This is a genomic window from Siphonobacter sp., assembly GCF_048595215.1.
In the GTDB taxonomy this organism is placed as follows: Bacteria; Bacteroidota; Bacteroidia; order Cytophagales; family Spirosomataceae; genus Siphonobacter.
In genome coordinates, this window is sequence record NZ_JBMDWJ010000309.1 from 1 (window position 1) to 22,667 (window position 22,667).

Here is a 22,667-nt window from a genome sequence, read left to right on the forward strand (position 1 = left end):
CGACTCATAGCGTTCTGCGGCAATTTTCTGTTCACGAAACTTTCCTTTATCGGGATAAAAAATCATGACGACCAGGATAAACATTCCTCCAATAACCGTTCTCATAGGCAGCTGTATGATGAATGAATCTAGCCTTTAAAAATCTGTACTACGCCTCTTAGTTGATCTCCAAAGCGTTCTTATTAGGCAGTCGGGGAAATGCCGCATGTGGTTCGGTCTGGTACCAGAAAATGGTGCTTGCCACATCGGAATTTTGCTGGAGATACCGACCCTCACTCCGCCAGCCCAGATCCTGAATCGTTACTTTCAGGTCTTTCTCGAAACGAATAGGGTCCGTTAGATGCCAGCGATACAACCCAAACCGTTGCTGGGATTTATAGGTCCCATCGGGGCGAATTACCTGCGGAAGACCCGCGTACGCCGTTGAGAACTCGACGTATTTCCCCGCCCGGTCGAAGTTGTAACTTCCACAGAAATAATCCTCCGTACCCGTACCGGCAATGGTGGGAAACGCTTGGTCTCCGTCCATGTAGAACTTGATTTCTCCTTCACCCCACCAGCCCGTATTACGCACGCCCCAGGCCAGATACGTGCCTACGTACTGTCCTTTTCCCCTGATACCATCGACGAGTGTAATGACCTGCTCCGTTGGATGCCCATTCGCCCGGCGGAACTGAGCGTGGAAATACGCCGCATCGTCGGGTACATCTGTCAAGGTATAATCGACCTGATAGTAGAGTCGCATCTCACGCTCGTCGAGATTTTCCATCGTAATCCGGCATTTCTTTCGAAAAGGCATGGGCCAGTAACAGTTGAAGGCACTACCCGGATTAACCGTAACGGCCAATGAATTCAGCGGAGCATACTCGCCCCAACCCATGCCGAAGAAATCACCCACGGGTACTTCCACGGAGGGCGTCGTTTCGTCGTCCCAATACAAGCGAAGGATACTAAATCGCCAGTTACCCGTAGGTGTCATCCAAATGTGTTGGATTTGGCCCGAACCCGTAATTTCGGCCAGGGTGAACACCTGCTTTGATGGAATGATGACAAAGGGATTGACTTTCCAGCCCCGGCCCAGATCACGGGCTTCACGACGGGCATTGGCCTGATTGGGCCGTCGGTCGGAGGTATCCGCCATGGCACCTTTGCCGCGTTCACCCGTAAAGTTTTCGGGACTGATGGATCGGGTTTGAGCGTTGGAAAGGCGATACAGATTAGATAACCCAACGTCCAGACCATTCCAGGGTTTTGTTTGAGCCTGCGTTAGAGTACAGGTCAGGGAGACCATTAGTACAAGCCAATACTTTTTCATAGTAAGAAGAGGTTATAGGCGAAAGGTCGTGAATCCTCCCCTTACTCGCAATGATGAATCACCGTAAGCAGCAAAAAGGCCTGCCGTAATTACGGCAGTCCTTTCCTTTATGGTCCGAACTGGTACAGGGCTCGAATTCGTAAGCCTGCGGGTGTTTGTTCCTTTCGATAGGAACAATTTTCCAGGGATGGAGCCAGATACGCTTCCGTCTGTACGACCAGATGATTCCAGCGTTTTTCAATGCCTACGCCAACATTAAGATTATTCAGTACGGGCTCTTTGGGCTTGAAATCGATCTGACTTTTCGCAAAAGGAAATTCATTTTTGACTACATCGAATTGCAGTTGTTGCGTCACTTTCAGATCCAGCGTACTGCCGGCCATTGCCAGTAAAGTCCAATCCTGTTTCAGCGGAACCCGGTAATTCAGTTCAATAGGCATGCGTACGACCGAAGCCTGCGTTTGAATGTTTTTGATTTTAAATAGCTGCGGCGGCAGGATGATCTTATGCTCTTTTCTGAAATTTCGGGGAGGCTGATTTTTCTTGTGATCCCATTCGACTTCATCCCGGTATCGTGGTCCTTCTACCGTTCCCCAGCTTAAGCCTAATGAAAGGCCCCAGTGTTTGCCAACGATTACGCCCGCGGCCAGTGATTTCCCAAGAAAGTTCCTTTCTAGGTCCACGCCCGCTCCGGCTCGCAGAGCTACCGTAGTTTCCTGGGGAAGGCGTAGTTTGGGTGCTTTCGCTACCTTTTCGGTTTTCTCCGTGGTCGGTACGTAATTCGTCCATTTGTAATTTTTCCTCGTTACTACAGGCGAATGCAGGGCAGGTAAGGTAACGTCAAAGGTTAGCCGGGGCCGCAGTCGGGCAGCTTCCACCAAACCTTGACGATTTTCGGCTATTGTTTCAAAGGATTCCCTTGATCCTTTTTTCTCAATACCCGTTAATTCATTTCCGTACTCACCTGGGAATGTTTGCCGAATTGAGGTGCGTTTGGTTTTCCCAGACGAGTTGGGTGTACGAACCAAGGACGGACGATCGATACCCGATGACGTAACATCCGCACGAGCACCTTCTGTCTGGTGATTAGGACGGATGATTTTATCAGAAGCGGTACGAATCGACTCCGTAGTACGAACGTCAGTGGCAACCGCTTCACGCTGCTGGTTTTCTTCGAACGAAGTGGGATCTAAACTGATCGTTTCTTTTTCCTGCGATCCAGAAGCCGGTCGGGTTTGGGAATGAGTTATCGTAGCCTTATTCGCTTTCTTGGTACTGTTGGGTTCTACCTCATTTTCAGAGTAATCAGAAACGGCTGGATTTGCCGGTGTCTTGACAGCAGGTACAGATGCATCATAGGCTGGGGTCTGAACAGCCGCCGATTCTGACCGCTGCATTTCTTTGGTTTGCTGAACTTCTTTTCTTAATTCGGCTACCGTTTGGGTAAGCTTTTTATTTTCCTGATACTGAATGAGATTGGTCACAATGAGCAGCGTAGCTACTAAACCAGAAGCTCCGTAGCCAATCCACTTAGCTCCGCTCCGGACCCACCACGAGGCGGGCATCTGTTGTTTGGTAAACGTCTGAAACTTCTTCCATTCCTGTTCTTGGAATGGCGGTTCGATTCCCTCCAACTTTCGTCGGATGGCTTCGTTGAAACGATCCGTTTTCATTGTAAAGATGTATTTCCCCAGTTTCGCTGAGCGACGTGGGGATACGATTCAATAACCAGTTGCTGAAGGATCACGCGAGCCCGGGCAAAATGCGAGCGTACGGTCCCTTCCTTTAAATTCAGTTGATCCGCGATTTCACGAAGCTGGTACCCATCCACCACGTGCATGAGGAAAATAGAGCGATAAATGGGTCGGAGCTGTTGAACCAGTTCTAAAATTTCCTCCGCCGCGATCTGTTCGACCACGTCATCGTCCAGAGCTGGTTCTGGAAAAGATTCAAAGCCAATTTCGCTATGGAATTTCTGATGTTTTCGGAAATAGCTAATGGCCGAATTGACCATAATAGTCCGTAACCAGGCTTTAAAAGGCAATTGCAGATCGTAATGATGCAGGTTTTTGAAAACCTTAAAAAACCCTTCGTTTAAAATTTCCTCCGCTTCTTCTACGCTCGAGGAGTATCGTAAACAAATGCTTTTGGCATAACTGAAATACTGTTGGAAAAGCACCCGCTGAGCCCGCTTGTCTTCTAACAAACAGGCCTGAATAACCCCTTCGAGGTCATCATCAGTGAAGGATGATTTTTTCCGGAAAAACAAAATCAGTTAAAAATTAAGGTTCCTCAATGAATCTATACGCGAAGGATTGTCTGGCCGTTGCAGCCAACCAATAAAATTCTGCTAAAAAATAACCCGGCCTCTTTCTCCGCTACAAATTTTACTGATTTTCAATAAGCTACGCTTAAGGTATGCTTAAAATAACGTAATCCTTTTTCCTGGCCGCAACGCGGCATAGGCCTTCGGCGTACTAGGTATATAGTGGAATCATACCCACCCCAAAACTTACGGTACAGACCTGATTAGTAAAACGCTGGCTTTTGAGTAGTCATCAGGACCGCTAATTTTCAACCAAACGCACACCTGTATGGAAATTTTCTCTCCACAATCGCCTAAGTCTGAGCATAAATCTTTGATAGAATTTGATACCCCTCAACGTCAATATTCGCTGGGAGCATGGATACTTGAAGCCTTAGTTATCAGTATAAGCATTTTTATGGCCTATCTAGTATTCTAAAAATCAATAGCTTATACAAAGAAAAGCCCCTCGTTCCCAGAAGGATCGAGGGGTCTGTATAGTTAATGTGACTCCACCGCCTTGGTGTCACGTTACTGAATTTGTATCAACAATAAAGCTTCAGGTCGCCACCTCCGCCTTATTGTTGATACAAAGTTGAACGTTAACCACGACTAATTTTTAGAACTTCGATGGATAGTAACATTTACAGTTTTTTTGGATAGAATTAAGCCTTTATTGGTATTAACTACTAATACCCTACGGTAAAGCGTTGTTGGGAAAACTGTTGATTTTCAAGTTCATCCACAATCGCTACGGCTAAATCAGCTACCGTAATGCGGCTCTCTCCTTTTTCATCCGCAACGGGTGTATCCAGTTCGGTGCGATACTGGCCCGTCCGTTCTCCGGGAACCAGCTGAATAGCCGGACTCAGGAAAGTCCAGTCCAAGGCTTCTTCTTTCTTAATGACATTCAGAAAATCGCGGGAAGCGGTCGCTCCAGCTTTCCAGTCAGCTGGAAACTGAGGCGTGTCTACCAATTGAAGGCCCGGAGCGGCGTATAAACTCCCAGCTCCACCCACTACGAGTAAACGGGGTACACCAGCAGCTTTTGTACCGTCGAGAATGGCCTGTGATCCTTTCAGGAAGTCATCGTAGAGATTAGGGTTTGTCCAGCCCGCGTTAAAGGCACTTACTACGGCGTCTGTTCCGGCTACGAGTTCCTGTACTTCCGCTGAATCCATTACATCCCCCGTCTTGAGGATAAGATCATCCGAAGTATTCGTAATTTTTTCGAGGTTCCGAGTAATCGCCGTTACTTGGTGTCCTCGGTTCAATGCTTCCGACAATACGGCTGTTCCGACAAAACCGCTTGCTCCAATCAGTGCAATTTTCATAGTAATTAGTTATTTTTGTTTCCTTAGTTACTTTTAATAACTCAAAAGTAAATCAAGGTTTTAATTCCGACAAGAAGGCATTTTCAGATAACCAAGGCACATGGTAGTAACTATTGTTGATAGTCAGGCAACTCCTGTTCAGGAAAAGATAGAAAAAATTTTCAGCAAGACCGATGACTTGGGTGTATGCCCCGTTCGCGGTATTTTGGATCGCATTGGAGACAAGTGGTCTTACCTAACCATCCTACACTTAGGCAATTCGGGTAAGCTCCGTTTCAATGAATTGAAAGCTCAGATTGGTGACATTTCGCAGCGAATGTTGACAGTTACGCTGCGAAGTCTGGAGGAAGATGGACTGGTTCAGCGACATATCTACGCCGAAGTTCCGCCCCGGGTGGAATATCAGCTTACGGCTTTGGGCGAGAGCTTACTCCAACGCATGATTGATCTAGCCGAATGGGCTAATATGTATAAGGCAGAAATTGTGAAGGCCCGCAGTCGGTACTCAACGAATTAGTGGTTGATGTAAAAACAACGGCTCGGAAATCTTAGGACTTCCAAGCCGTTTCATCTTTTATCCACTGTATATACTTACAACATCTTCTTCAAAGTCATCATTTCATCCCGCAGTTTGGCAGCGTTGAGGAAGTCCAGCTCCTTGGCGGCCTGCTCCATTTCTTTTTGTACCTGCTTGATGCGTTCGTTAATGGCATCTTTGTCCATGTACGCCATGACCGGGTCAGCAGCCAGCGAGAGTTCCTGCGGTTCTACGTAGTATTTCTTGGTTGGCTTACCCATCACGTCAGCGACACTGGTTTGCTCCATAATTGACTCTTTTGACTTACGAACCGTACGGGGTGTAATCCCGTGATCGGCATTATACTCCATTTGCAGGGCCCGGCGTCGCGAGGTTTCATTGATGGCTTTTTCCATGGAACCCGTAATACGATCGGCGTACATGAGCACCTTACCGCGGTCATTCCGGGCGGCCCGGCCAATGGTCTGGATCAACGAACGAATGTCCCGTAAGAAGCCTTCCTTGTCGGCATCCATAATGGCTACCAGCGATACTTCCGGTAAATCCAGACCTTCCCGAAGTAAGTTTACGCCGACTAATACGTCGAAGATTCCCAAGCGTAGCTCGCGAAGAATTTCTACCCGCTCGAGGGTTTTAACTTCCGAGTGAATATACCGGCACCTTACCCCAACCCGATCCAGATACTTGGAAAGTTCTTCAGCCATCCGCTTGGTAAGCGTCGTAACCAGTACGCGTTCTTCGCGGCGGATCCGGTCGTGGATTTCATCCAGCAAATCGTCAATCTGATTGATACTGGGCCGTACTTCAATTTCAGGATCCAATAATCCCGTCGGACGAATGATCTGCTCGACGACCACCCCTTCACTCCGTCTCAACTCATAATCAGCGGGCGTTGCGGATACGTAAATCGTTTGAGGGGCCATGCCTTCAAACTCTTGGAAAGTCAGCGGTCGGTTGTCCAGAGCACTCGGCAGACGGAATCCGTAATCCACCAGAGCCTCTTTGCGGGAGCGGTCACCACCCCACATCGCCCGAATCTGCGGTACGGTTACGTGACTTTCGTCAATCACCATCAAGTAATCTTCCGGGAAGAAATCCAGCAAACAGAACGGTCGCTGGCCGGGCAAACGGCGGTCAAAATACCGGGAGTAGTTCTCAATTCCTGAACAGTAACCCAGTTCCCGCATCATTTCCATGTCGAACTCCGTGCGTTGCTTGATTCGGTCGGCTTCCTGCAAGCGAAATTCTTTCTCGAAGAATTTAATTTGCTCGACCATATCGTCCTGGATTTCGTGCATGGCCCGGGCCAGCGTGTCTTTTCCGGTTACGAACAGGTTGGCGGGGAAAATAGAAACCCGGTTCTCTTCCCCGATTTTCTTTCCGGTTTGCGGATTAATCCGGTGAATGGCTTCAATTTCATCCCCAAAGAACACAAAGCGGTACCCAAATTCCGCGTACGGCAGGTGTACATCTACCGTATCTCCTTTTACGCGGAAGGTGCCCCGGGTAAATTCGGCCTCCGTTCGTGAGTACAGAATTTCTACCAGTCGGTACAGAAACTGATTCCGGGAATAGATTTCACCGACGCCCACCCGCATGATGCTTCTACGAAACTCTTCGGGGTTCCCCATCCCATAAATACAGGATACGGAAGCCACTACGATTACATCCCGCCGTCCGGACATCAGAGCCGAGGTTGCCGAAAGCCGTAGCTTATCGATTTCCTGGTTAATTGCCAGATCTTTTTCGATGTACGTATTGGTCGTAGCGATGTAGGCTTCGGGCTGGTAGTAGTCGTAATAACTAATGAAGTACTCGACGGAGTTGTTCGGGAAGAATTGTTTAAACTCCCCATACAGCTGGGCCGCCAGCGTTTTATTGTGACTGAGAATTAAGGTAGGCCGGTTAATCTCCTTGATCACATTGGCTACCGTAAAGGTCTTTCCCGATCCCGTAACCCCGAGAAGTACCTGAGCCGGTTCATCCCGATGGATGCCTTCAAGGAGTTGCTGAATGGCTTTGGGCTGGTCGCCCGTAGGCTGGTATTCAGAGGTTAATTCAAAATTCATGGCGTTCGGAGCGGCTTTGTTAAGCGAATGAACCGAAGGGACGTGGGTCCGTTTCGAATCAGTGAAACTACTAAAAAATGACCAGAAACCGAAGGTTGGGGCCATCCAGACAGTAACGTCTAAAAAATGCTTTCCATTCCAACGGTTTTGAAATTTTTAGGGTCTTTCGTGTAGTTACGACTCTTTTTATAACCTACCCTACGCCTTTTATGTCTTACCTCTATCGAATCGTTCTTTTTTGTTGTTTTATTGCCTGCCTGTCTAGCTGCCAGGCGATCTACAATCACCGATTAGGAGCTGGACTCCATGCCCATGATCTAATTTATCAACCCAAGCCACTGGCCTCCCGGGACAGCGGTGTGAACACGGCAACGTATCTGGGCGGCGTAGCACTTTGGGGAAAGGGATATCACGAAGGATTTATGAATGGACAGTCACAAGATCGTCATTGGCTGGGACTTTTGCAGGTTAGTAGGGCTCATAGCTGGAATGCAGCGACCGTTTCCTATGGAGCTTTCGGATATTTGGGACAATATTATATCGGCGGTGACTCTTTCAGTGAATACCCCAAAGATTCCTTAGGTAATGTTATGAATAAGCCGTTACCAAGTATTTATCAGGGTAACTATGGATTTTATGGATTTGGCTTTCGCGGTAGTGCTCAGTTAAATGCCATTTTGGGGCGAAATACAAATTGGCGGTTTTTAGGCGTTGACATGGCTTATAGTCGTGAGTACGGAGAATTAACGAGCATCCGTCAACGCATCCCGAAAAAGACGGTTAACAACGGCTTAGGCAGAGTATATTCAGGCCATAGTACAGGGTATGATCGTTGGATTGTTGCCCGCCAACCTGCTCTTTTTACCATTGCGGCTACTACAGAAATGGTGTTTAACTCCGATCCAGGGAAAGATCGTTCGTTTAGTATGAAGTACAGTATCGGAACCTCCTCTGCACCCTATGGCACCTCCCGCTGGTTTACCATTAGTCAGTTGGTTGCTGCGTATCAGTATTATCAGCATACCGTTTCTGTAACCCTCGGGTATTTTAATTCCAAACCCAATACCCACCTTTCCTACCATCAACGTTTCGGCTACAAGCAAAAAAAGAAAGCGAACCTATATGAATAAGCTCGCCTTCTTTGGTAGGGTTTCCCAGGGTTTTACCCTGGGCTATTGCTATTAAACGCTTTTAACGTTTGAAATCTGATTATACTAATTCATTCGTATTCAGATACTCAGCAATTTGAACGGCGTTCGTTGCAGCACCTTTCCGTAGGTTGTCAGCTACGATCCACAGGTTGAGCGTATTGGCTTGTGACTCGTCCCGACGGATACGACCTACGAAGGTATCGTCTTTGCCGTGAGCGGTCAGCGGCATGGGGTATACCTGATTCTTCGGATCGTCCTGTACGACTACGCCGGGAGCTTTTTCCAGGATAGCCCGTACTTCTTCCAGATCGAAATCGTTTTCGAACTCGATGTTTACGGCTTCCGAGTGACCGCCAATCGTGGGAATACGTACCGTTGTAGCCGTTACTGCGATGGCATCATCTCCCATGATTTTCTTGGTTTCATTCACCATCTTCATCTCCTCTTTCGTATAACCGTTATCCAGGAATACGTCGATGTGCGGCAGTACGTTCAGGTCGATGGGGTGCGGATATACTTTTTTCACACTGTCATCGCCTTTACGCTCGGCAAACAACTGATCTACCGCGGCTTTACCCGTACCCGTTACCGACTGGTACGTCGAAACGACTACCCGTTTGATTTTGTATTGCTGGTGCAGGGGGTTCAATACCACCACCATCTGAATCGTTGAGCAGTTGGGGTTGGCAATGATTTTATCTTCTTTCGTCAGCGTGTGAGCGTTGATTTCGGGTACTACCAGTTTCTTGGTAGGGTCCATCCGCCAGGCTGAGGAGTTGTCAATGACGAAAATACCAGCTTCAGCAAACTTGGGAGCCAGTTCCAGTGACGTACTACCACCCGCCGAGAAAATAGCAATCGCAGGTTTGGCAGCGATGGCGTCCTCAAAACTTACTACGCTATATTCCTGTCCCTTGAAGGTCACCTTTTTACCAACAGACCGCTCGGAAGCGACCGGAATGAGTTCGGTGATGGGGAAGTTACGTTCTTCCAGTACTTTCAGCATCTCACCACCTACAAGACCGGTGGCTCCAACAACAGCGACTTTCATTGTTTTGTAAAAAAGAAATTAGGGTGAAAAATAAAATATGAGTCTATAATCCGCTCATCCTCAACAACCATTTCTATGCCAGCGTTGAGGTATGGGCATAAAAAAATTCGTCACCGTGAAGGAGAGAAAACCGACAAAACAATTCTGGCAAACGAGGGTCGAGGCCCCGCTCACTCCGAATGTTCTATTTAATTTTCTTAGTGTTCACTGTGACGAATTGTCGAATTGGCCGCAAAGTAAGCGCTTTCTAGCGTACTGAAAAAACACAAGCCCTATTTTTTTATTTTTCTTTTGGCCAGTCTCGACTTATAAAAGTTCTTTACTTCCCTCAAACCTCCAAATACCCTTTGGCGTAACGGAAGCCGTGAGTGGAATATCAAAGTTATCCACATCGCTAATGCTTTCTACTGGCTCAAAGAAAGAGAGGCCAATTTTCAGTACATCCGGTCGGCACTGAGCCAGAAAACGATCGTAAAAACCCATCCCATACCCTACCCGATACCCCCGTCGATCAAAAGCCAAGAGTGGTACTAACACGGCATCCAGTTGTTCAGGAGCTATCTGTAAGCCTGATTGCGGTACGGGTTCTGGGATACCCCACTCATTTTCAAGGATTTCGGTCTGATCTGTGTACCGATAGTGTTCCATCTCACGGGCCTGAGCATCCGATCGGGAAATAGCAATGTGGATATGTGGATAACTTTCACGCAAATTGTGGATAACTATATAGTTGTCCACTTCTTTCTGTCGACGAATGGGTAAGAAGGCGTGTACGGTCTTACTATCGTTCAGTAAATCAGATTGAATAAGTTGCTGAGACAATGCTCGGGTGTGGATAAGTACATCGGCTTCGCTCAGTTTCTGTCGGCGTTGCCGGAACTCCCGTCGTATTTCTGCTTTCGTCATCGCTACCTTTTCAAATTCATCCGCTGTTTTCACCCTTCCTCCGTAAAAAATTCCTTTCATACGGGTTTTCGTCACCTTCTCCTTGCGGCGTTCATCTGTTTTTTGAATTCGAAAATACGAATTCTATTCCAACAACTGACGAACCTCTTAATTCTCGTATAGCCATGAAACGTTCATTGATTGCCTTCGCTACTATCGCTTTATCCACCGCGGCATTATCCGCCTTTGCTCAAATCAGTACGGACACTTTACCCGTCACGACAACGATCAAACCCTGGATTCCTGCTCACAAGAGCGACTTAGAAATTTCACTGGGGTTCAATACCTTCGCCGGAAAGAATGCCCAGACGACCAATGGTTACGAACTTCGTCCCTTAGGTAGCCGCTTCGTTTCGCTGGGTGCCATGCACCGCTTCCGGATTGTCAGTGGACAAAAGACCGCCCTGGCGTTGAAGACGGGTCTGGAAGTAAGCTGGAATAACTTTATGCTCGAAGGAAACCGGGTGATTAGTACTACGGGTGGACAAGTGGCTTTCATGGATTCTGACGTACCCCTGGCTAAAAGCAAACTTACCGTAGCGTATCTGAACATTCCCGTTATGCCTACGGTCGTTTTCCGCAAAGGAGCCGTGAGCCATATTAGCTTAGGCGGCTACGCGGGTATGCGACTCGATAGCTATACGAAAACCAAAACGCAGTCGGGCAGCAAAGACCGCGATCATGGTCGCTACTATGTGAATAACTTCCGTTACGGCGTAGGGATGAGCGTTGGCTTCCGTTGCGTAGGTACCGTATTCGCCGAATATGATTTAAATAAAGTGTTTGAAGCGGGCAAAGGTCCTCAGGTGAGTGCGGTAAACTTTGGTATTCGCCTATAAGATTTCTAATTTCCTTCCCCCATATAAAAGGCTCGCGACAATCATCGCGAGCCTTTTATATGGGTCTATTCACTTGTTCTATGCTTCCTTCCACTGAATGGCACAGCCTACGGGTCTGGTTACGTTTAGCATCACGGGCTTTCCCTGTAATAGATTATTAACCGCATCTTCCACGTACCGCCGGGTTACACTGCTGGGGTCTTGTGAACTATCGTCGATGGTACCGATGTACTGAACGGTGAATTTATCGCCTTGTCGCTGCAGTACAAACACCTGGGGCGTACGGGTAGCTCCGAAGGCTTTGGCCGTTTTCTGCGTATCATCAAGCAGGTACGGAAAGGTATAGCCCTTGGTTGAAGCCCGGGCTTTCATGTTTTCAAAGGAATCTTCTTCGTACGCCGCCGGATCATTGGGATTGATGGCCACGACAGGAAATCCCTGCGAGCGATACTTCATATCCAGAGCAATGATTCGCTCTTCGTAGGCTTTGGCAAAGGGGCAATGGTTCGTTGTAAAGACGACGATTACGCCCTTATTTGTTTTCAAATCTGAAAGGCGTACCGTGTTTCCATTGACATTTCGTAGTTGAAAGTCGCCGACGGCTTCCCCAATATTATAACCCCGCTGTTCCAGGGGTTTATCGGCTGCTCCTGCAAAGTTCCAGGCCCAGACGAGAACCCAAATCAGCCCAATTGATTTCATACGTAACATAATATTCATAGTGGTCAGATACATAAAATAGGATGCCGAAGCAAACAGTGGCGGATGTTTTGTTGTACAAGATTGTGTTTGTACGGATGAATAACGAATAGTGAACAGAATTTATTTGTGTAACGGGTTTGAAGACTTGATTTTCAACCGTATAACAAAAGAGCGACGCAGAATGATCTGCGTCGCTCCTATTTATTTTTTGTTCGGATGAAACGGTCCGATTTGCTGTTTCAGTCCTGCTTATTTGCGTTGCAATTTACTGCGACGAACGCTGTATCCGAAGTAGATGACCAAACCAATACCCATCCAGACAATCAGACGCATCCAGTTTTCGTGACCTAAGCCGTAGATCATTAGTAAACAGGTCAAAGCCCCTAGAATCGGAACGACCGGAGAGAAAGGCGTTCTAAAGGGACGCTCAATGTCTGGATCTGTTTTACGCATGATAACCACGCCAATCGATACCAGAACGAAGGCAAACAACGTACCGATACTGGTCATATCGCCTACCACGTCACCCGGTACGAACGCCGCGAAGATGCCTACGAATACGAAGAAAAGCAGGTTTGAGCGGTAGGGCGTACGGAATTTCGGGTGCAGTTGGCTGAATACTTTAGGTACCAGACCATCGTTAGCCATCGAGTAGAATACCCGTGACTGACCCAGCAACATCACCAGAATTACGGAAGAGAAACCAGCCAGAATGGCTACCGTAATCATCGTACCCAACCACTGATAATCGTGCATGTATTTCTGAATGGCATATACCACGGAAGCTTCTTTACCAGCCGTCCGGAATTCGCTGTAGTGAGCTACGCCCGTCAATACGTGACCGAATAGAATATACAGGATTGTACAAACTACCAGGGAAACCAGAATCCCGATGGGCATATCCCGACTCGGATTTTTTGCTTCTTGAGCGGCGGTTGATACGGCATCAAAACCAATGAAAGCGAAGAACACGGTACCAGCCCCGCCAACAATTCCCCAGAAACCGCCAAAGTCATGGGACACACCCGCACCGTCTACTACCTTAGTTGCTTCAGGAATGTAAGGCATGTGGTTAGCTGGGTTGATGTACTGCCAGCCTAAAGCGATGAACAGAATGACAATCGCCACTTTTAATACGACGATAACGGCATTAACGGTAGCCGATTCCTGTACGCCGCGAATGAGCAGCAAGGTCAGACAGAACAGAATGAATACGGCGGGAATATTCATAATCCCTTGCGTACCCAATTCCGATACCTGAAACGGAGAATGGCACCACTGGTAGGGTATTTCGGTCCCAAATAAAGTCGCTAAGAGCTTATTGAGGTATTCCGACCAGGCGATGGAAACCGTAGCGGCTCCTAGTGCGTATTCAAGTACTAAATCCCAGCCAATCGTCCAGGCCACAAATTCACCCATCGTTGCGTATGAATACGTATAGGCAGATCCCGCAATGGGAATCATGGAAGCAAATTCAGCGTAACATAAACCGGCCAGAGCACAGCCTACGGCGGCTAAAATAAATGAAATCGTAACCGATGGACCTGCACTTTCGGCCGCTGCTGCTGCCGTACGTACGAAAAGTCCAGCTCCAATAATTGCACCAATCCCCAACGCTACGAGGTTTCCAGCCGAGAGCGTCCGCTTGAGCGAACCTTCGCCTGAGGCTTCGGCCTCGTTCATCAGTTGTTTCAGGGGTTTCTTTACCCAAATGTTAGCCATACAAATGTTCCGTTAGGAGTAAATTTTAGAATGATGTTTAGGTTTGTGAATGAAGCGACAAATATTATTCGTCAAATATGCAAAAAAACAGAGCTTAGCCGCAAACGATACGTAATTTTTGAGGAATGCTTTCTTGCGTATGATTAGGGTTGAAGTCACGAAAATCAGACGGACAGTATATTACTCATCCGCTACCGTGTGTCGTTTGGGAAAATTAAATAACCAGGACGTTAAAATAGGAATTACGAATAAAACGACCGTAGCAATGGATACGTATAGATCGGCTTCTTCGCTTTCCATGAAGTGACAAATGGCCGTTTCCTTGAAAAAGTGACAAGCCGCCGAAGACATCAGTTTCATACCCAATAATCCGATGACGAGAAAGGCAATACCTTCCAGAAACGGAAAACGCTCCATGAGTCGCACGAATGACTGAGCCACAAACCGCATCGCCAGAATTCCGATGAAAACGCCCGTACAAATCAGGTAGATATTGTCGGTAAAGGCCACCGCCGCAAAGACGTTGTCGATTGAAAAAGCCAGGTCCATTACCTCTACCAACGCTACCGTTGCCCAGAATTTACCCAGTAAACCAATAGTATTGCGATAAAACCAGGAATCCTTCTTTTCAATGTGTTCTTCTTCGTGAGGCTTATCGCGACTCAGAAAATAATTGAAGCACAAATACAGCAAATACAGCCCGCCAATGGGTTTAAGCCACCATACTTTCACCAGCCAGGTAGCAGCAACTAAACAAATTCCCCGGAAGATATAGGCACCAATGATTCCGTACTTGAGGGCTTTCTTTCGCTGATCCGGCGAAAGATCCATGACCATCGTGGCGAGTACAGCAGCATTGTCTACGGAGAGTAAACTTTCAATCAGGATCAAATTTAAAATCACAAACCCGGCCGCTTCCAGATCATTGCCGAATAACTGGTGTAGAAAATCCATTATGGTTTTTGTAAGAGAAAATTGCGAGAGTTGCCCCTTACGCAAGGCAAATTTACGGCATCAAGCCCGAAAAGCTTCTTTCTTAAGCGATCCACCGGCAATTATTTGCTACCAATTGCGTCATATGCGTGATTAGAGCATACCTAAAACTAAACTATACTGACTTATTTTGCGTTGCCGAATCATTCAGGTACCATCGGATTCGATACGAATGCAGAAGAGCCCCCGGAGCATAGCCACTCTATTCCTTCGTATTCGTAACGTTATACGCTTTTAAGCTTCTTCATGAAAAAATTAGTAGTTCTCAGTCTTTGGATATGGACGGCCGTGGCCGCTCAGGCTCAGGTTGTCAAGCCCTATAGTCTGAAATTTTCCCTGTCGAAAAATGAAGTGAAAGTGGGTGAAACCGTCGATATTCTCGTCGAAGCCGACGTGAATGAGGGCTGGCACATCTTCTCGCCCGATCAGGATCCGGACGTGGGTCCCCTACCCACGATACTCAAGCTCAAGAAAAATGACGCCTACGAAGCCGTGGGTAAACTTCGGACCACGAGCAAACCCAAGGAAAAAATGGACGAGATTTTCGATGGGAAAGTCCGTTTTTTTGAAGGCAAAGCTACCTTTCGCCAGAGTGTCAAGATTTTAAAGGAAGGAGCCAAACTCGAAGGTAACATTGGTGGACAGGTTTGCCAGGACGATGGTTTATGTATTCCTATCAATGATGGTGACTTTAATCTAAGCAAACTCAAGGTAATTGCCGCCGCTAACACAGCCGTACCGACCGAAACGGCCCCAGCTACTACGCCATCGACGACGACGGCTTCGGCTCAGGATACGACGACGGTTGCCCCCGCTACCACGGCTGTAGCAACGGATACGAATACCACTACGGTTGAAAGTGCCGCTCCGGCCGTTGCCTCCACTAGCGAACCCGCCGCTGACAAACCCGCCAAAGGCGTTTCGTTTGGCGATTTAGTACTGGCCTTTTTAGCCGGACTCGCGGCAGTAGCCATGCCCTGCGTATACCCCATGATTCCGATGACGGTAGCCATGTTTACCAAACGCGTGGATTCGCGGGCGGAAGGAATTACCAAAGCCCTTTTCTACGGTCTCTCGATCATTCTCATTTTTGCCTTCTTTGGTACCCTGATTTCCGCTCTGTTTGGAAGTGGTTTTACTAACTTCATCAGTACGCACTGGTTACCCAACGTATTCATCTTTACCATTTTCGTTCTGTTCTCGCTTTCGTTCTTGGGAGCGTTTGAACTGACCTTGCCCAGTGCCTTTGTGAATAAAGTAGACGCTCAGGCCGATAAAGGTGGCTGGGGCGGTATTTTCTTTATGGCCTTTGCTCAGGCTCTGGTTTCGTTCTCGTGTACCGCTCCAATCGTAGGTACGGCGGCCATTCTGGCGGCCAGCGGTAGTGTATGGGATTCGGCCTTGCTGAATATCAGCTTCGGTACGGCCTTCGCTCTCCCCTTCGTGGTCGCTGCGTTTATCCCCAGCTTCCTGAAAACCATGCCTAAATCCGGCGGCTGGCTGAACACGCTGAAAGTGCAATTAGGTTTCCTGGAATTAGCGATTGCCCTGAAATTCCTGAGTGTACCCGATCAGACCTACCACTGGGGCCTGTTGAACCGGGAAGTATACCTTTCGCTCTGGATTGTCATCTTCACGCTGATGGGATTGAACCTGATTGGTAAAGTACTGATGTCGCACGATAGCCCAGTAGATCGGGTTTCGATTCCCCGGGTGTTGTTTGCGATTGTTATTTTCTCGTTTGCGGTCTATCTGGTACCCGGCTTGTTCGGGGCTCCGCTGAAACCACTTTCGGGTCTGTTGCCTCCCGAAACTTCCCAGGAGTTTAACCTGCACCATAATACGCCGACCAGCAGTACACCGGCTTCGGCGGGTACGCTTCCGGCTAACCGCAAATACGTGGGCTTCTTCAAATTACCCCACGGACTGGAAGGCTTTTTCGATTATGAGGAGGGCCTCGCCTACGCCAAGCAGGTGGGCAAACCCATCTTCATTGACTTTACGGGTCACGGCTGCGTGAACTGCCGGAAGATGGAAGAAACCGTCTGGAGTCAGCCGGAAGTACTGAAACGACTTCGGGAAGATTACATCATCGTTTCGCTCTACGTGGATGACAAAACGGAACTACCCGAAAATGAGCACTACACGTCGAAAGTAGATGGCAAACAGAAAACGACCATTGGCGACCAGAACCTGGACTTTGAGATTGCCAAGTACAATTTCAACGCTCAGCCCCTGTACGTACTGATTGATCCGAACAATGATGCACAGCCCCTCGTAAAAGCTGTCGCCTACGAACCCAATGTGGAAACGTTTGTGAAGTACCTGGATGAAGGGAAAGCGAAATTTCAGAAATAATATACGGGCCATTCGTCATTAGCGAATGGCCTTTTTCTTGTGTATTGCATGCGAAAACTCGTCTTTCTATTCCTGATCTGGAGCATCACCGTACAGGCCCAAACGCTAGATACGCAGCAATTGCTCGTTGTAACGATGCCTACCTTGACCAGCGTAACCGGAACATTGCGTACTTACGAATGGAATCAGATTCAGCAGCAATGGAAGCAAGCACGACCCCCTCAGGCTATCGTCGTAGGAAAAAATGGACTAGCCTGGGATCGTAAACACCCGCTGGCTTCGCCCCCGTATAAACAGGAAGGCGATGGCAAAGCTCCGGCGGGTATCTTCCGACTGGGTACGGCCTTTGGTACGCCACCTAAACCCGCTACTATACGCTGGCCGTATGTGCAAACCAATCGCTCCTGTTTCTGCGTGGACGATGCCCGTTCCCGATACTATAACCAGCTCGTTCATACCGATTCCGTACAGAAAGACTGGGCTTCGGCGGAACGCCTGTTTATCCCCGATTACAAGTACGGTCTGGTGCTTGCTTACAATACCGATTCACCGCAAGCGGGTGCAGGTTCCTGTATTTTTATGCACCTTTGGGAAAATCCTACGCACGGTACGTCGGGCTGTACGGCCATGACTGAGACGGATATGCTGTCAATTTTACGCTGGCTTGACCCGGTAAAAAAACCGTTATTGATTCAGATGCCGGAGCCGGACTACGACCGCTTAAAACGTTTATATGCTTTACCCGAATGACTGAAATGAAATTAGTAGTTGCTACCAACAACCGTCATAAGCTCGAAGAAATACAGGCTTTTCTCTCTCCCTCCATTCAGCTCTTAACCCTGGCTGACATTGGCTGTACCGAGGAATTACCCGAAACCGGTCGTACGCTGGAGGCTAATTCGCTGCAAAAAACCAAGTATCTGGCCGATTATTACCAGGTTGATTGCTTCGGCGATGATACGGGACTGGAGATTACGGCTCTTCAAGGCGAACCCGGCGTTGACTCGGCTTTTTACTCGGGTTCGCGGGATGCTCAGGCCAATATGCAGAAAGTGTTGACGCAACTACAGGGCGTTACCGATCGCTCGGCTCGTTTCCGTACGGTGATTACACTCCTCATTCAGGGAGAAATGTATCAGTTTGAGGGAATCGTGGAAGGAACCATTCTGGAAGCTCCGCAGGGTGAGCAGGGGTTCGGTTACGATCCTATTTTCGTACCCGAAGGCTATGATCGCAGTTTCGCCCAAATGAGTGTCGCCGAGAAAAATGCCATCAATCACCGGACCCGGGCGGTTGCGAAGATGGTGGAGTTTTTGAATCAGTAGAGATTTCCAGTGGTCATAATCTTAGGTTAGCTCATTAAAAAAGGCGGCAAGAATATATTCTTGCCGCCTTTTTTAATACGAATGAAAGGGATAAGCCCTATTGCTCTGCCTACTTTTCTCCATTGCCCAGCGTATCGCCCGCGGCTTTATTCTTCTTTTTACCCCCTCCAAAAACGGAGAAGTGTACGTACCGTTTGGGTTGCTGACGTAAGTCTACCAGCAGTTTATCCAGATCTTTGATGGACTGGTTCATGTTGGTATACAGCTGATCGTCCTTCAACAGTTTTCCTGCCGTACCCTGACCATTTTGCAAGCTTTGTAACATCGCCTGCAATTCGGCTACCGTCTGGTTGGCCTTGGCTACGGTCTGACCCAAGCGTAATGCATTAAGTGAATCGGCAAACGTATTGGCTTTAGCCATAATCGGCTGAATACTTTTCTCCGTTTCAACCAGCTGAGCGGAAAGTCGATTCAAATTCCCCGTGATGGAAGAAAGATTTTTCCGGTTCTCGTTGAGTGTTGCCCGTAATGCTAAACCCGTTTGATCCACATTGGAAAGCAGTTGATTCAGTACATCGCCCGTCTGTTTAAAGCGGGAAACGACTACGTTCAGGTTACGAATCAGCGAATCCGCATCCGTCATAATCGGCAGAGCCTTGTCCTGTAACGCCGCCGTTAGACCTGCTTGCTTGGAGGACTTCAGGGTATCGCCGGGTACAATGGCCGTACCCTTGCCGATTTGGAGCTGAATGACTTTTCCACCGATCAATCCATTATCGCCCAAGGCGGCTACGGTATTGTTCGTCAGCGGAATTTCCTGATCCAGAGTCAGTACCACCAGAATCTTATTATTTCGATCGGTAAGAATGCGGGTTTCCTTTACTCGCCCTACGGCCACGCCGTTCAACATCACTTGATTAGAGGCCGTCAGACCGTCTACACTGTCATAGAGAGCGTAAAAATCGCGGGAAGAAGAAAACAAATCGGAACCCTTTAGAAAGTTAAATCCGAAATATAAAATGACGCCCGAGACGAGGGTCATCAATCCAACCTTAATTTCTTTAGACATGGCTTTTTTCAATGTTCAGTAAACAATAGTCAGGCGTTGTTGAAGGTTCGAACGCTGTAAGGCTGACTATTCCGACAGAAAACTCCCAAAAGTAGCCGATAAGCGGGAAATTGCAGAACGTGTTTATAAAAACACTGAGCCAGCCGCAAGAAACCCACGGGTATTTGGCAAGCTTAGCTTTCCGGTGTACCTTTGTGTTTCGCTATCCTTCTTGGTCCTTAAGAAGGACAATTGGCTGACTTTCAGCTAATTTTTTAGCTAATCGACTCATCTTTTTACAACCAGCTTTTTTGCCCATGTCAACGGTCACCGCTTCCCGCATTGAACGCGACACCCAACTTTTCGATCTCATTGAGAAAGAAGCTCATCGCCAGGAATACGGCATCGAACTGATTGCTTCCGAAAACTTTACCTCCAAGCAGGTGATGGAAGCTCAGGGAAGTGTTCTGACGAATAAATACGCTGAAGGTCTGCCCGGTAAACGTTACTACGGCGGATGCGAAGTCGTTGATCAGGTTGAACAACTCGCTATTGATCGGGCGAAAGAATTGTTCGGAGCTAGCTGGGCGAACGTACAACCGCACTCCGGAGCACAGGCGAACGCTGCCGTTTTCCTTTCGTTCCTGAATCCCGGTGATAAAATTTTAGGCTTTAGTCTGGCCCACGGTGGCCACCTTTCGCACGGGTCGCCGGTTAACTTTTCCGGAAAATATTTCCAGCCTTTCTTCTACGGTGTTGAACAGGAAACGGGTCTGATTGACTGGGATAAAGTAGAAGAGATTGCATTGCGGGAACGTCCCCGTCTGCTGATTTGCGGAGCTTCCGCGTACTCACGTGATTGGGATTACGTTCGTCTGCGGGCCATTGCTGATCAGATTGGTGCTTTATTGCTGGCTGATATTTCGCACCCTTCAGCCCTGATTGCCAAAGGTTTGCTGAACAATCCAATGGAACATTGCCACATTGTAACGACAACGACGCATAAAACGCTGCGTGGTCCTCGCGGTGGTCTGATTCTGGTTGGCAAAGATTTCGAAAATCCCTTCGGTATCAAGTCCCCTAAAGGTGAACTCCGTACGATGACGAGCCTGCTGGATTCAGCGGTATTCCCCGGTACGCAAGGTGGTCCGCTGGAACACGTAATCGCAGCGAAAGCCGTAGCCTTTGGTGAAGCTTTGACGGAAGAATTCGGCGAATACGCTCTTCAAGTAAAGAAAAACGCTCAGGTGATGGCTCAGGCCTTCATCGATAAAGGATATCAGATCAGCTCCGGCGGTACGGACAATCACCTCATGCTGATTGACCTGCGTCCGAAAGGCTGGACAGGTAAACTGGCCGAAAACACGCTGATCAAAGCCGACATTACGGTTAACAAAAACATGGTACCCTTCGACGACAAGTCACCCTTCGTAACTTCCGGTATGCGGGTAGGTACGGCGGCTATGACGACGCGTGGCCTGAAAGAAAACGATATGCTGCAAATTGTGGAGTGGATCGATGATGTACTCACCCACAATGACAACGACAGCTACCTGGCCGAAGTGAAGAAAAAGGTAAACGCCTGGACGGAAAACTTCCCGCTGTACCGTTAAAATCAGCTTACGTGTGAAGATCGTTTGAAACAGTTGAGAAGGCTTTGAAGTTTCTTCAAACAAACTGCTTCAAACGATCTTTACGTTTATAGGTACAGTCCGTGTTTTGCGTAACCCCACGAACCTGTTTACATTTGATCATTACACCTACTAACTAAGATACAATGCCTCTGGATCAACACTGGGACGAACAAGAGGAAGAAGGCGGCGGCGAAATGACCTTCATTGAACATTTGGAGGAACTTCGCTGGCACATCATCCGGGCACTCGCAGCAATTATCATTTTTACCGTTTTAGCTTTTGTTTTCAAAACCGAACTGTGGAATGGCGTTATTTTAGCTCCCAGCCGCCCCGATTTCTGGACTTACCGTAAACTTTGTGAATTTGCTGAAGTGGTAAGTGCTCCTGATTTATGCGTCAAAAAAATTGACTTTATCCTGATTAACCGGGAGATGACGGGTCAGTTTATGATGGCCATTACGTATTCCTTTTTCATTGGTCTATCGCTGGCTTTTCCGTACGCTTTTTGGGAACTCTGGCGATTCATCAGACCCGGTTTACGCGACGTCGAAGTCAGTGCCTCTCGGGGAGCCGTATTCTGGGTAACCTTCCTGTTTTTTTGCGGTGTACTTTTCGGCTATTACGTGGTAAGTCCGCTGGCGATCAACTTCCTGGCTGACTTTAAGATCGACGAATCCATTGAAAACCAGGTGGATATTTCTTCGTACGTAAGTTTGCTGGTGATGATGGTACTGGCCTGCGGACTCACATTCCAGTTACCCATGATCATCTTCGTACTCTCGCAGGTAGGCATCGTGACCCCTAAATTCATGCGGGAATACCGGAAGCACGCGTTCATCGTGATTCTGATTATTGCGGCCATTATTACGCCCTCGCCGGATATCTTTAGCCAGTTGCTGGTAACGGCACCGCTGCTGCTACTCTACGAAATCAGTATTTTCGTTTCGGCTCGGGTCAATAACAAACGGGAAAAAGCCCGATTAGCCAGCGAAATTGCCGAAGAAAACGAGATGCGTTTCCGTAACAATCAATAAGGTATTTTATATGCTAAAAAGCCTTCGATGTAGATCGAAGGCTTTTTTTATGTCTTTTATTGGATACGTTTTTTAGGATGGTTTAATTTATACAATTAAGAAGTCCGATTTTAATAGACTGTTTTTAGTCCCGTTGAGACGGCTGGTTTTTAGTCCGTATGCATTGCATCCCATGCCGGCACGCTTGCCGAACCAAACTTCGTTTGCTCAAATTGCCATAAATTAAACCATCTCTAAACGATAACCCTTTACCCCACTTTACCTTTTTCCCCCCACGAGTCTTATCCACATTCGCTTGCTCATC

Annotated in this window: 19 protein-coding genes; 8 read left to right on the plus strand and 11 right to left on the minus strand. The window is 47.8% G+C overall.

What is annotated here, in order from left to right:
* Nucleotides 1–157 precede the first annotated feature (157 nt).
* The 4 genes from ACOJTG_RS18960 to ACOJTG_RS18975 form a co-directional block, all read right to left on the minus strand.
* The gene (locus ACOJTG_RS18960) at nt 158–1,315 is read right to left on the minus strand and encodes a glycoside hydrolase family 172 protein (protein WP_420155259.1); all 1,158 of its coding nucleotides are present in this window, start codon (nt 1,313–1,315) and stop codon (nt 158–160) included.
* A 107-nt stretch (nt 1,316–1,422) separates the two neighbouring features.
* The gene (locus tag ACOJTG_RS18965) at nt 1,423–2,988 is read right to left on the minus strand and encodes a hypothetical protein (RefSeq protein WP_420155260.1); all 1,566 of its coding nucleotides are present in this window, start codon (nt 2,986–2,988) and stop codon (nt 1,423–1,425) included.
* Complete coding sequence (locus tag ACOJTG_RS18970) at nt 2,985–3,584, minus strand: RNA polymerase sigma factor (RefSeq protein WP_104715864.1); 600 nt, start codon at nt 3,582–3,584, stop codon at nt 2,985–2,987. Before ACOJTG_RS18970 ends, ACOJTG_RS18965 begins: the two co-directional genes overlap by 4 nt.
* Before the next feature lie 725 nt (nt 3,585–4,309).
* Nucleotides 4,310–4,954, minus strand: a complete 645-nt coding sequence (locus ACOJTG_RS18975) for an NAD(P)-dependent oxidoreductase (protein ID WP_420155261.1) — start codon at nt 4,952–4,954, stop codon at nt 4,310–4,312.
* Between the two features lie 100 nt (nt 4,955–5,054).
* On the opposite strand from ACOJTG_RS18975, the gene ACOJTG_RS18980 reads away from it, so the two are divergent.
* Nucleotides 5,055–5,471 (plus strand): winged helix-turn-helix transcriptional regulator, encoded by a 417-nt coding sequence (locus tag ACOJTG_RS18980; RefSeq protein ID WP_420155262.1) that lies wholly within the window; start codon nt 5,055–5,057, stop codon nt 5,469–5,471.
* Between the two features lie 74 nt (nt 5,472–5,545).
* Here the strand turns inward: ACOJTG_RS18980 and uvrB are convergent, their stop codons facing one another.
* Complete coding sequence (uvrB, locus tag ACOJTG_RS18985) at nt 5,546–7,561, minus strand: excinuclease ABC subunit UvrB (protein WP_420155263.1); 2,016 nt, start codon at nt 7,559–7,561, stop codon at nt 5,546–5,548.
* 209 nt (nt 7,562–7,770) lie between these two features.
* Here uvrB and ACOJTG_RS18990 point away from each other — a divergent pair, with 209 nt between their 5' ends.
* Entirely contained in the window at nt 7,771–8,691 is a 921-nt protein-coding gene (locus ACOJTG_RS18990) for a hypothetical protein (RefSeq protein WP_420155264.1), read from the plus strand.
* Between the two features lie 79 nt (nt 8,692–8,770).
* Here ACOJTG_RS18990 and ACOJTG_RS18995 read toward each other — a convergent pair whose 3' ends face one another.
* Entirely contained in the window at nt 8,771–9,763 is a 993-nt protein-coding gene (locus tag ACOJTG_RS18995) for an aspartate-semialdehyde dehydrogenase (RefSeq protein WP_420155265.1), read from the minus strand.
* A 306-nt stretch (nt 9,764–10,069) separates the two neighbouring features.
* On the minus strand, nt 10,070–10,729 hold the full coding sequence (locus ACOJTG_RS19000) for a 5-formyltetrahydrofolate cyclo-ligase (protein ID WP_420155266.1): 660 nt from the start codon (nt 10,727–10,729) through the stop codon (nt 10,070–10,072).
* A 104-nt stretch (nt 10,730–10,833) separates the two neighbouring features.
* Between ACOJTG_RS19000 and ACOJTG_RS19005 the strand changes: the two genes are divergently transcribed.
* Nucleotides 10,834–11,547, plus strand: coding sequence for an outer membrane beta-barrel protein (locus ACOJTG_RS19005; RefSeq protein ID WP_420155267.1), 714 nt, complete (start codon nt 10,834–10,836; stop codon nt 11,545–11,547).
* 78 nt (nt 11,548–11,625) lie between these two features.
* Here ACOJTG_RS19005 and ACOJTG_RS19010 read toward each other — a convergent pair whose 3' ends face one another.
* The 3 genes from ACOJTG_RS19010 to ACOJTG_RS19020 all read right to left on the minus strand — a co-directional run bounded on the left by ACOJTG_RS19010 (nt 11,626) and on the right by ACOJTG_RS19020 (nt 14,925).
* On the minus strand, nt 11,626–12,249 hold the full coding sequence (locus ACOJTG_RS19010; protein ID WP_420155268.1) for a thioredoxin family protein: 624 nt from the start codon (nt 12,247–12,249) through the stop codon (nt 11,626–11,628).
* 249 nt (nt 12,250–12,498) lie between these two features.
* Nucleotides 12,499–13,971: an amino acid permease gene (locus ACOJTG_RS19015; RefSeq protein WP_420155269.1), complete on the minus strand. Its 1,473-nt coding sequence runs from the start codon at nt 13,969–13,971 to the stop codon at nt 12,499–12,501.
* A gap of 180 nt (nt 13,972–14,151) precedes the next feature.
* Nucleotides 14,152–14,925, minus strand: coding sequence for a TerC family protein (locus tag ACOJTG_RS19020; protein ID WP_420155270.1), 774 nt, complete (start codon nt 14,923–14,925; stop codon nt 14,152–14,154).
* Nucleotides 14,926–15,210: 285 nt separating this feature from the next.
* Here ACOJTG_RS19020 and ACOJTG_RS19025 point away from each other — a divergent pair, with 285 nt between their 5' ends.
* Genes ACOJTG_RS19025 through rdgB form a run of 3 tightly spaced genes read left to right on the plus strand, consistent with a single transcriptional unit; the run spans nt 15,211 to nt 18,647 of the window.
* A complete protein-coding gene (locus ACOJTG_RS19025) occupies nt 15,211–17,322 on the plus strand; it encodes a thioredoxin family protein (RefSeq protein WP_420155271.1) in 2,112 nt (703 codons plus the stop codon).
* Nucleotides 17,323–17,370: 48 nt separating this feature from the next.
* Nucleotides 17,371–18,072: a L,D-transpeptidase family protein gene (locus ACOJTG_RS19030; RefSeq protein WP_420155272.1), complete on the plus strand. Its 702-nt coding sequence runs from the start codon at nt 17,371–17,373 to the stop codon at nt 18,070–18,072.
* Nucleotides 18,073–18,077: 5 nt separating this feature from the next.
* A complete protein-coding gene (gene rdgB / locus ACOJTG_RS19035) occupies nt 18,078–18,647 on the plus strand; it encodes an RdgB/HAM1 family non-canonical purine NTP pyrophosphatase (RefSeq protein WP_420155273.1) in 570 nt (189 codons plus the stop codon).
* Between the two features lie 109 nt (nt 18,648–18,756).
* Here the strand turns inward: rdgB and ACOJTG_RS19040 are convergent, their stop codons facing one another.
* Nucleotides 18,757–19,716, minus strand: coding sequence for an MlaD family protein (locus tag ACOJTG_RS19040; RefSeq protein WP_094808149.1), 960 nt, complete (start codon nt 19,714–19,716; stop codon nt 18,757–18,759).
* A gap of 296 nt (nt 19,717–20,012) precedes the next feature.
* Between ACOJTG_RS19040 and glyA the strand changes: the two genes are divergently transcribed.
* Entirely contained in the window at nt 20,013–21,308 is a 1,296-nt protein-coding gene (gene glyA, locus ACOJTG_RS19045) for a serine hydroxymethyltransferase (protein WP_102202248.1), read from the plus strand.
* 164 nt (nt 21,309–21,472) lie between these two features.
* On the plus strand, nt 21,473–22,363 hold the full coding sequence (gene tatC / locus ACOJTG_RS19050; RefSeq protein ID WP_420155274.1) for a twin-arginine translocase subunit TatC: 891 nt from the start codon (nt 21,473–21,475) through the stop codon (nt 22,361–22,363).
* Nucleotides 22,364–22,667: the final 304 nt, after the last annotated feature.

What these genes read in the sequence shown, in the direction of transcription:
- ACOJTG_RS18960 (WP_420155259.1), bottom strand. Translation starts at nt 1,315, where the DNA reads ATGAAAAAGTATTGGCTTGTACTAATGGTCTCCCTGACCTGTACTCTA.
- ACOJTG_RS18965 (WP_420155260.1), bottom strand. Translation starts at nt 2,988, where the DNA reads ATGAAAACGGATCGTTTCAACGAAGCCATCCGACGAAAGTTGGAGGGA.
- ACOJTG_RS18975 (WP_420155261.1), bottom strand. Translation starts at nt 4,954, where the DNA reads ATGAAAATTGCACTGATTGGAGCAAGCGGTTTTGTCGGAACAGCCGTA.
- ACOJTG_RS18980 (WP_420155262.1), top strand. Translation starts at nt 5,055, where the DNA reads ATGGTAGTAACTATTGTTGATAGTCAGGCAACTCCTGTTCAGGAAAAG.
- uvrB (WP_420155263.1), bottom strand. Translation starts at nt 7,561, where the DNA reads ATGAATTTTGAATTAACCTCTGAATACCAGCCTACGGGCGACCAGCCC.
- ACOJTG_RS18990 (WP_420155264.1), top strand. Translation starts at nt 7,771, where the DNA reads ATGTCTTACCTCTATCGAATCGTTCTTTTTTGTTGTTTTATTGCCTGC.
- ACOJTG_RS18995 (WP_420155265.1), bottom strand. Translation starts at nt 9,763, where the DNA reads ATGAAAGTCGCTGTTGTTGGAGCCACCGGTCTTGTAGGTGGTGAGATG.
- ACOJTG_RS19000 (WP_420155266.1), bottom strand. Translation starts at nt 10,729, where the DNA reads ATGAAAGGAATTTTTTACGGAGGAAGGGTGAAAACAGCGGATGAATTT.
- ACOJTG_RS19005 (WP_420155267.1), top strand. Translation starts at nt 10,834, where the DNA reads ATGAAACGTTCATTGATTGCCTTCGCTACTATCGCTTTATCCACCGCG.
- ACOJTG_RS19010 (WP_420155268.1), bottom strand. Translation starts at nt 12,249, where the DNA reads ATGAAATCAATTGGGCTGATTTGGGTTCTCGTCTGGGCCTGGAACTTT.
- ACOJTG_RS19015 (WP_420155269.1), bottom strand. Translation starts at nt 13,971, where the DNA reads ATGGCTAACATTTGGGTAAAGAAACCCCTGAAACAACTGATGAACGAG.
- ACOJTG_RS19020 (WP_420155270.1), bottom strand. Translation starts at nt 14,925, where the DNA reads ATGGATTTTCTACACCAGTTATTCGGCAATGATCTGGAAGCGGCCGGG.
- ACOJTG_RS19025 (WP_420155271.1), top strand. Translation starts at nt 15,211, where the DNA reads ATGAAAAAATTAGTAGTTCTCAGTCTTTGGATATGGACGGCCGTGGCC.
- ACOJTG_RS19030 (WP_420155272.1), top strand. Translation starts at nt 17,371, where the DNA reads ATGCGAAAACTCGTCTTTCTATTCCTGATCTGGAGCATCACCGTACAG.
- rdgB (WP_420155273.1), top strand. Translation starts at nt 18,078, where the DNA reads ATGAAATTAGTAGTTGCTACCAACAACCGTCATAAGCTCGAAGAAATA.
- ACOJTG_RS19040 (WP_094808149.1), bottom strand. Translation starts at nt 19,716, where the DNA reads ATGTCTAAAGAAATTAAGGTTGGATTGATGACCCTCGTCTCGGGCGTC.
- glyA (WP_102202248.1), top strand. Translation starts at nt 20,013, where the DNA reads ATGTCAACGGTCACCGCTTCCCGCATTGAACGCGACACCCAACTTTTC.
- tatC (WP_420155274.1), top strand. Translation starts at nt 21,473, where the DNA reads ATGCCTCTGGATCAACACTGGGACGAACAAGAGGAAGAAGGCGGCGGC.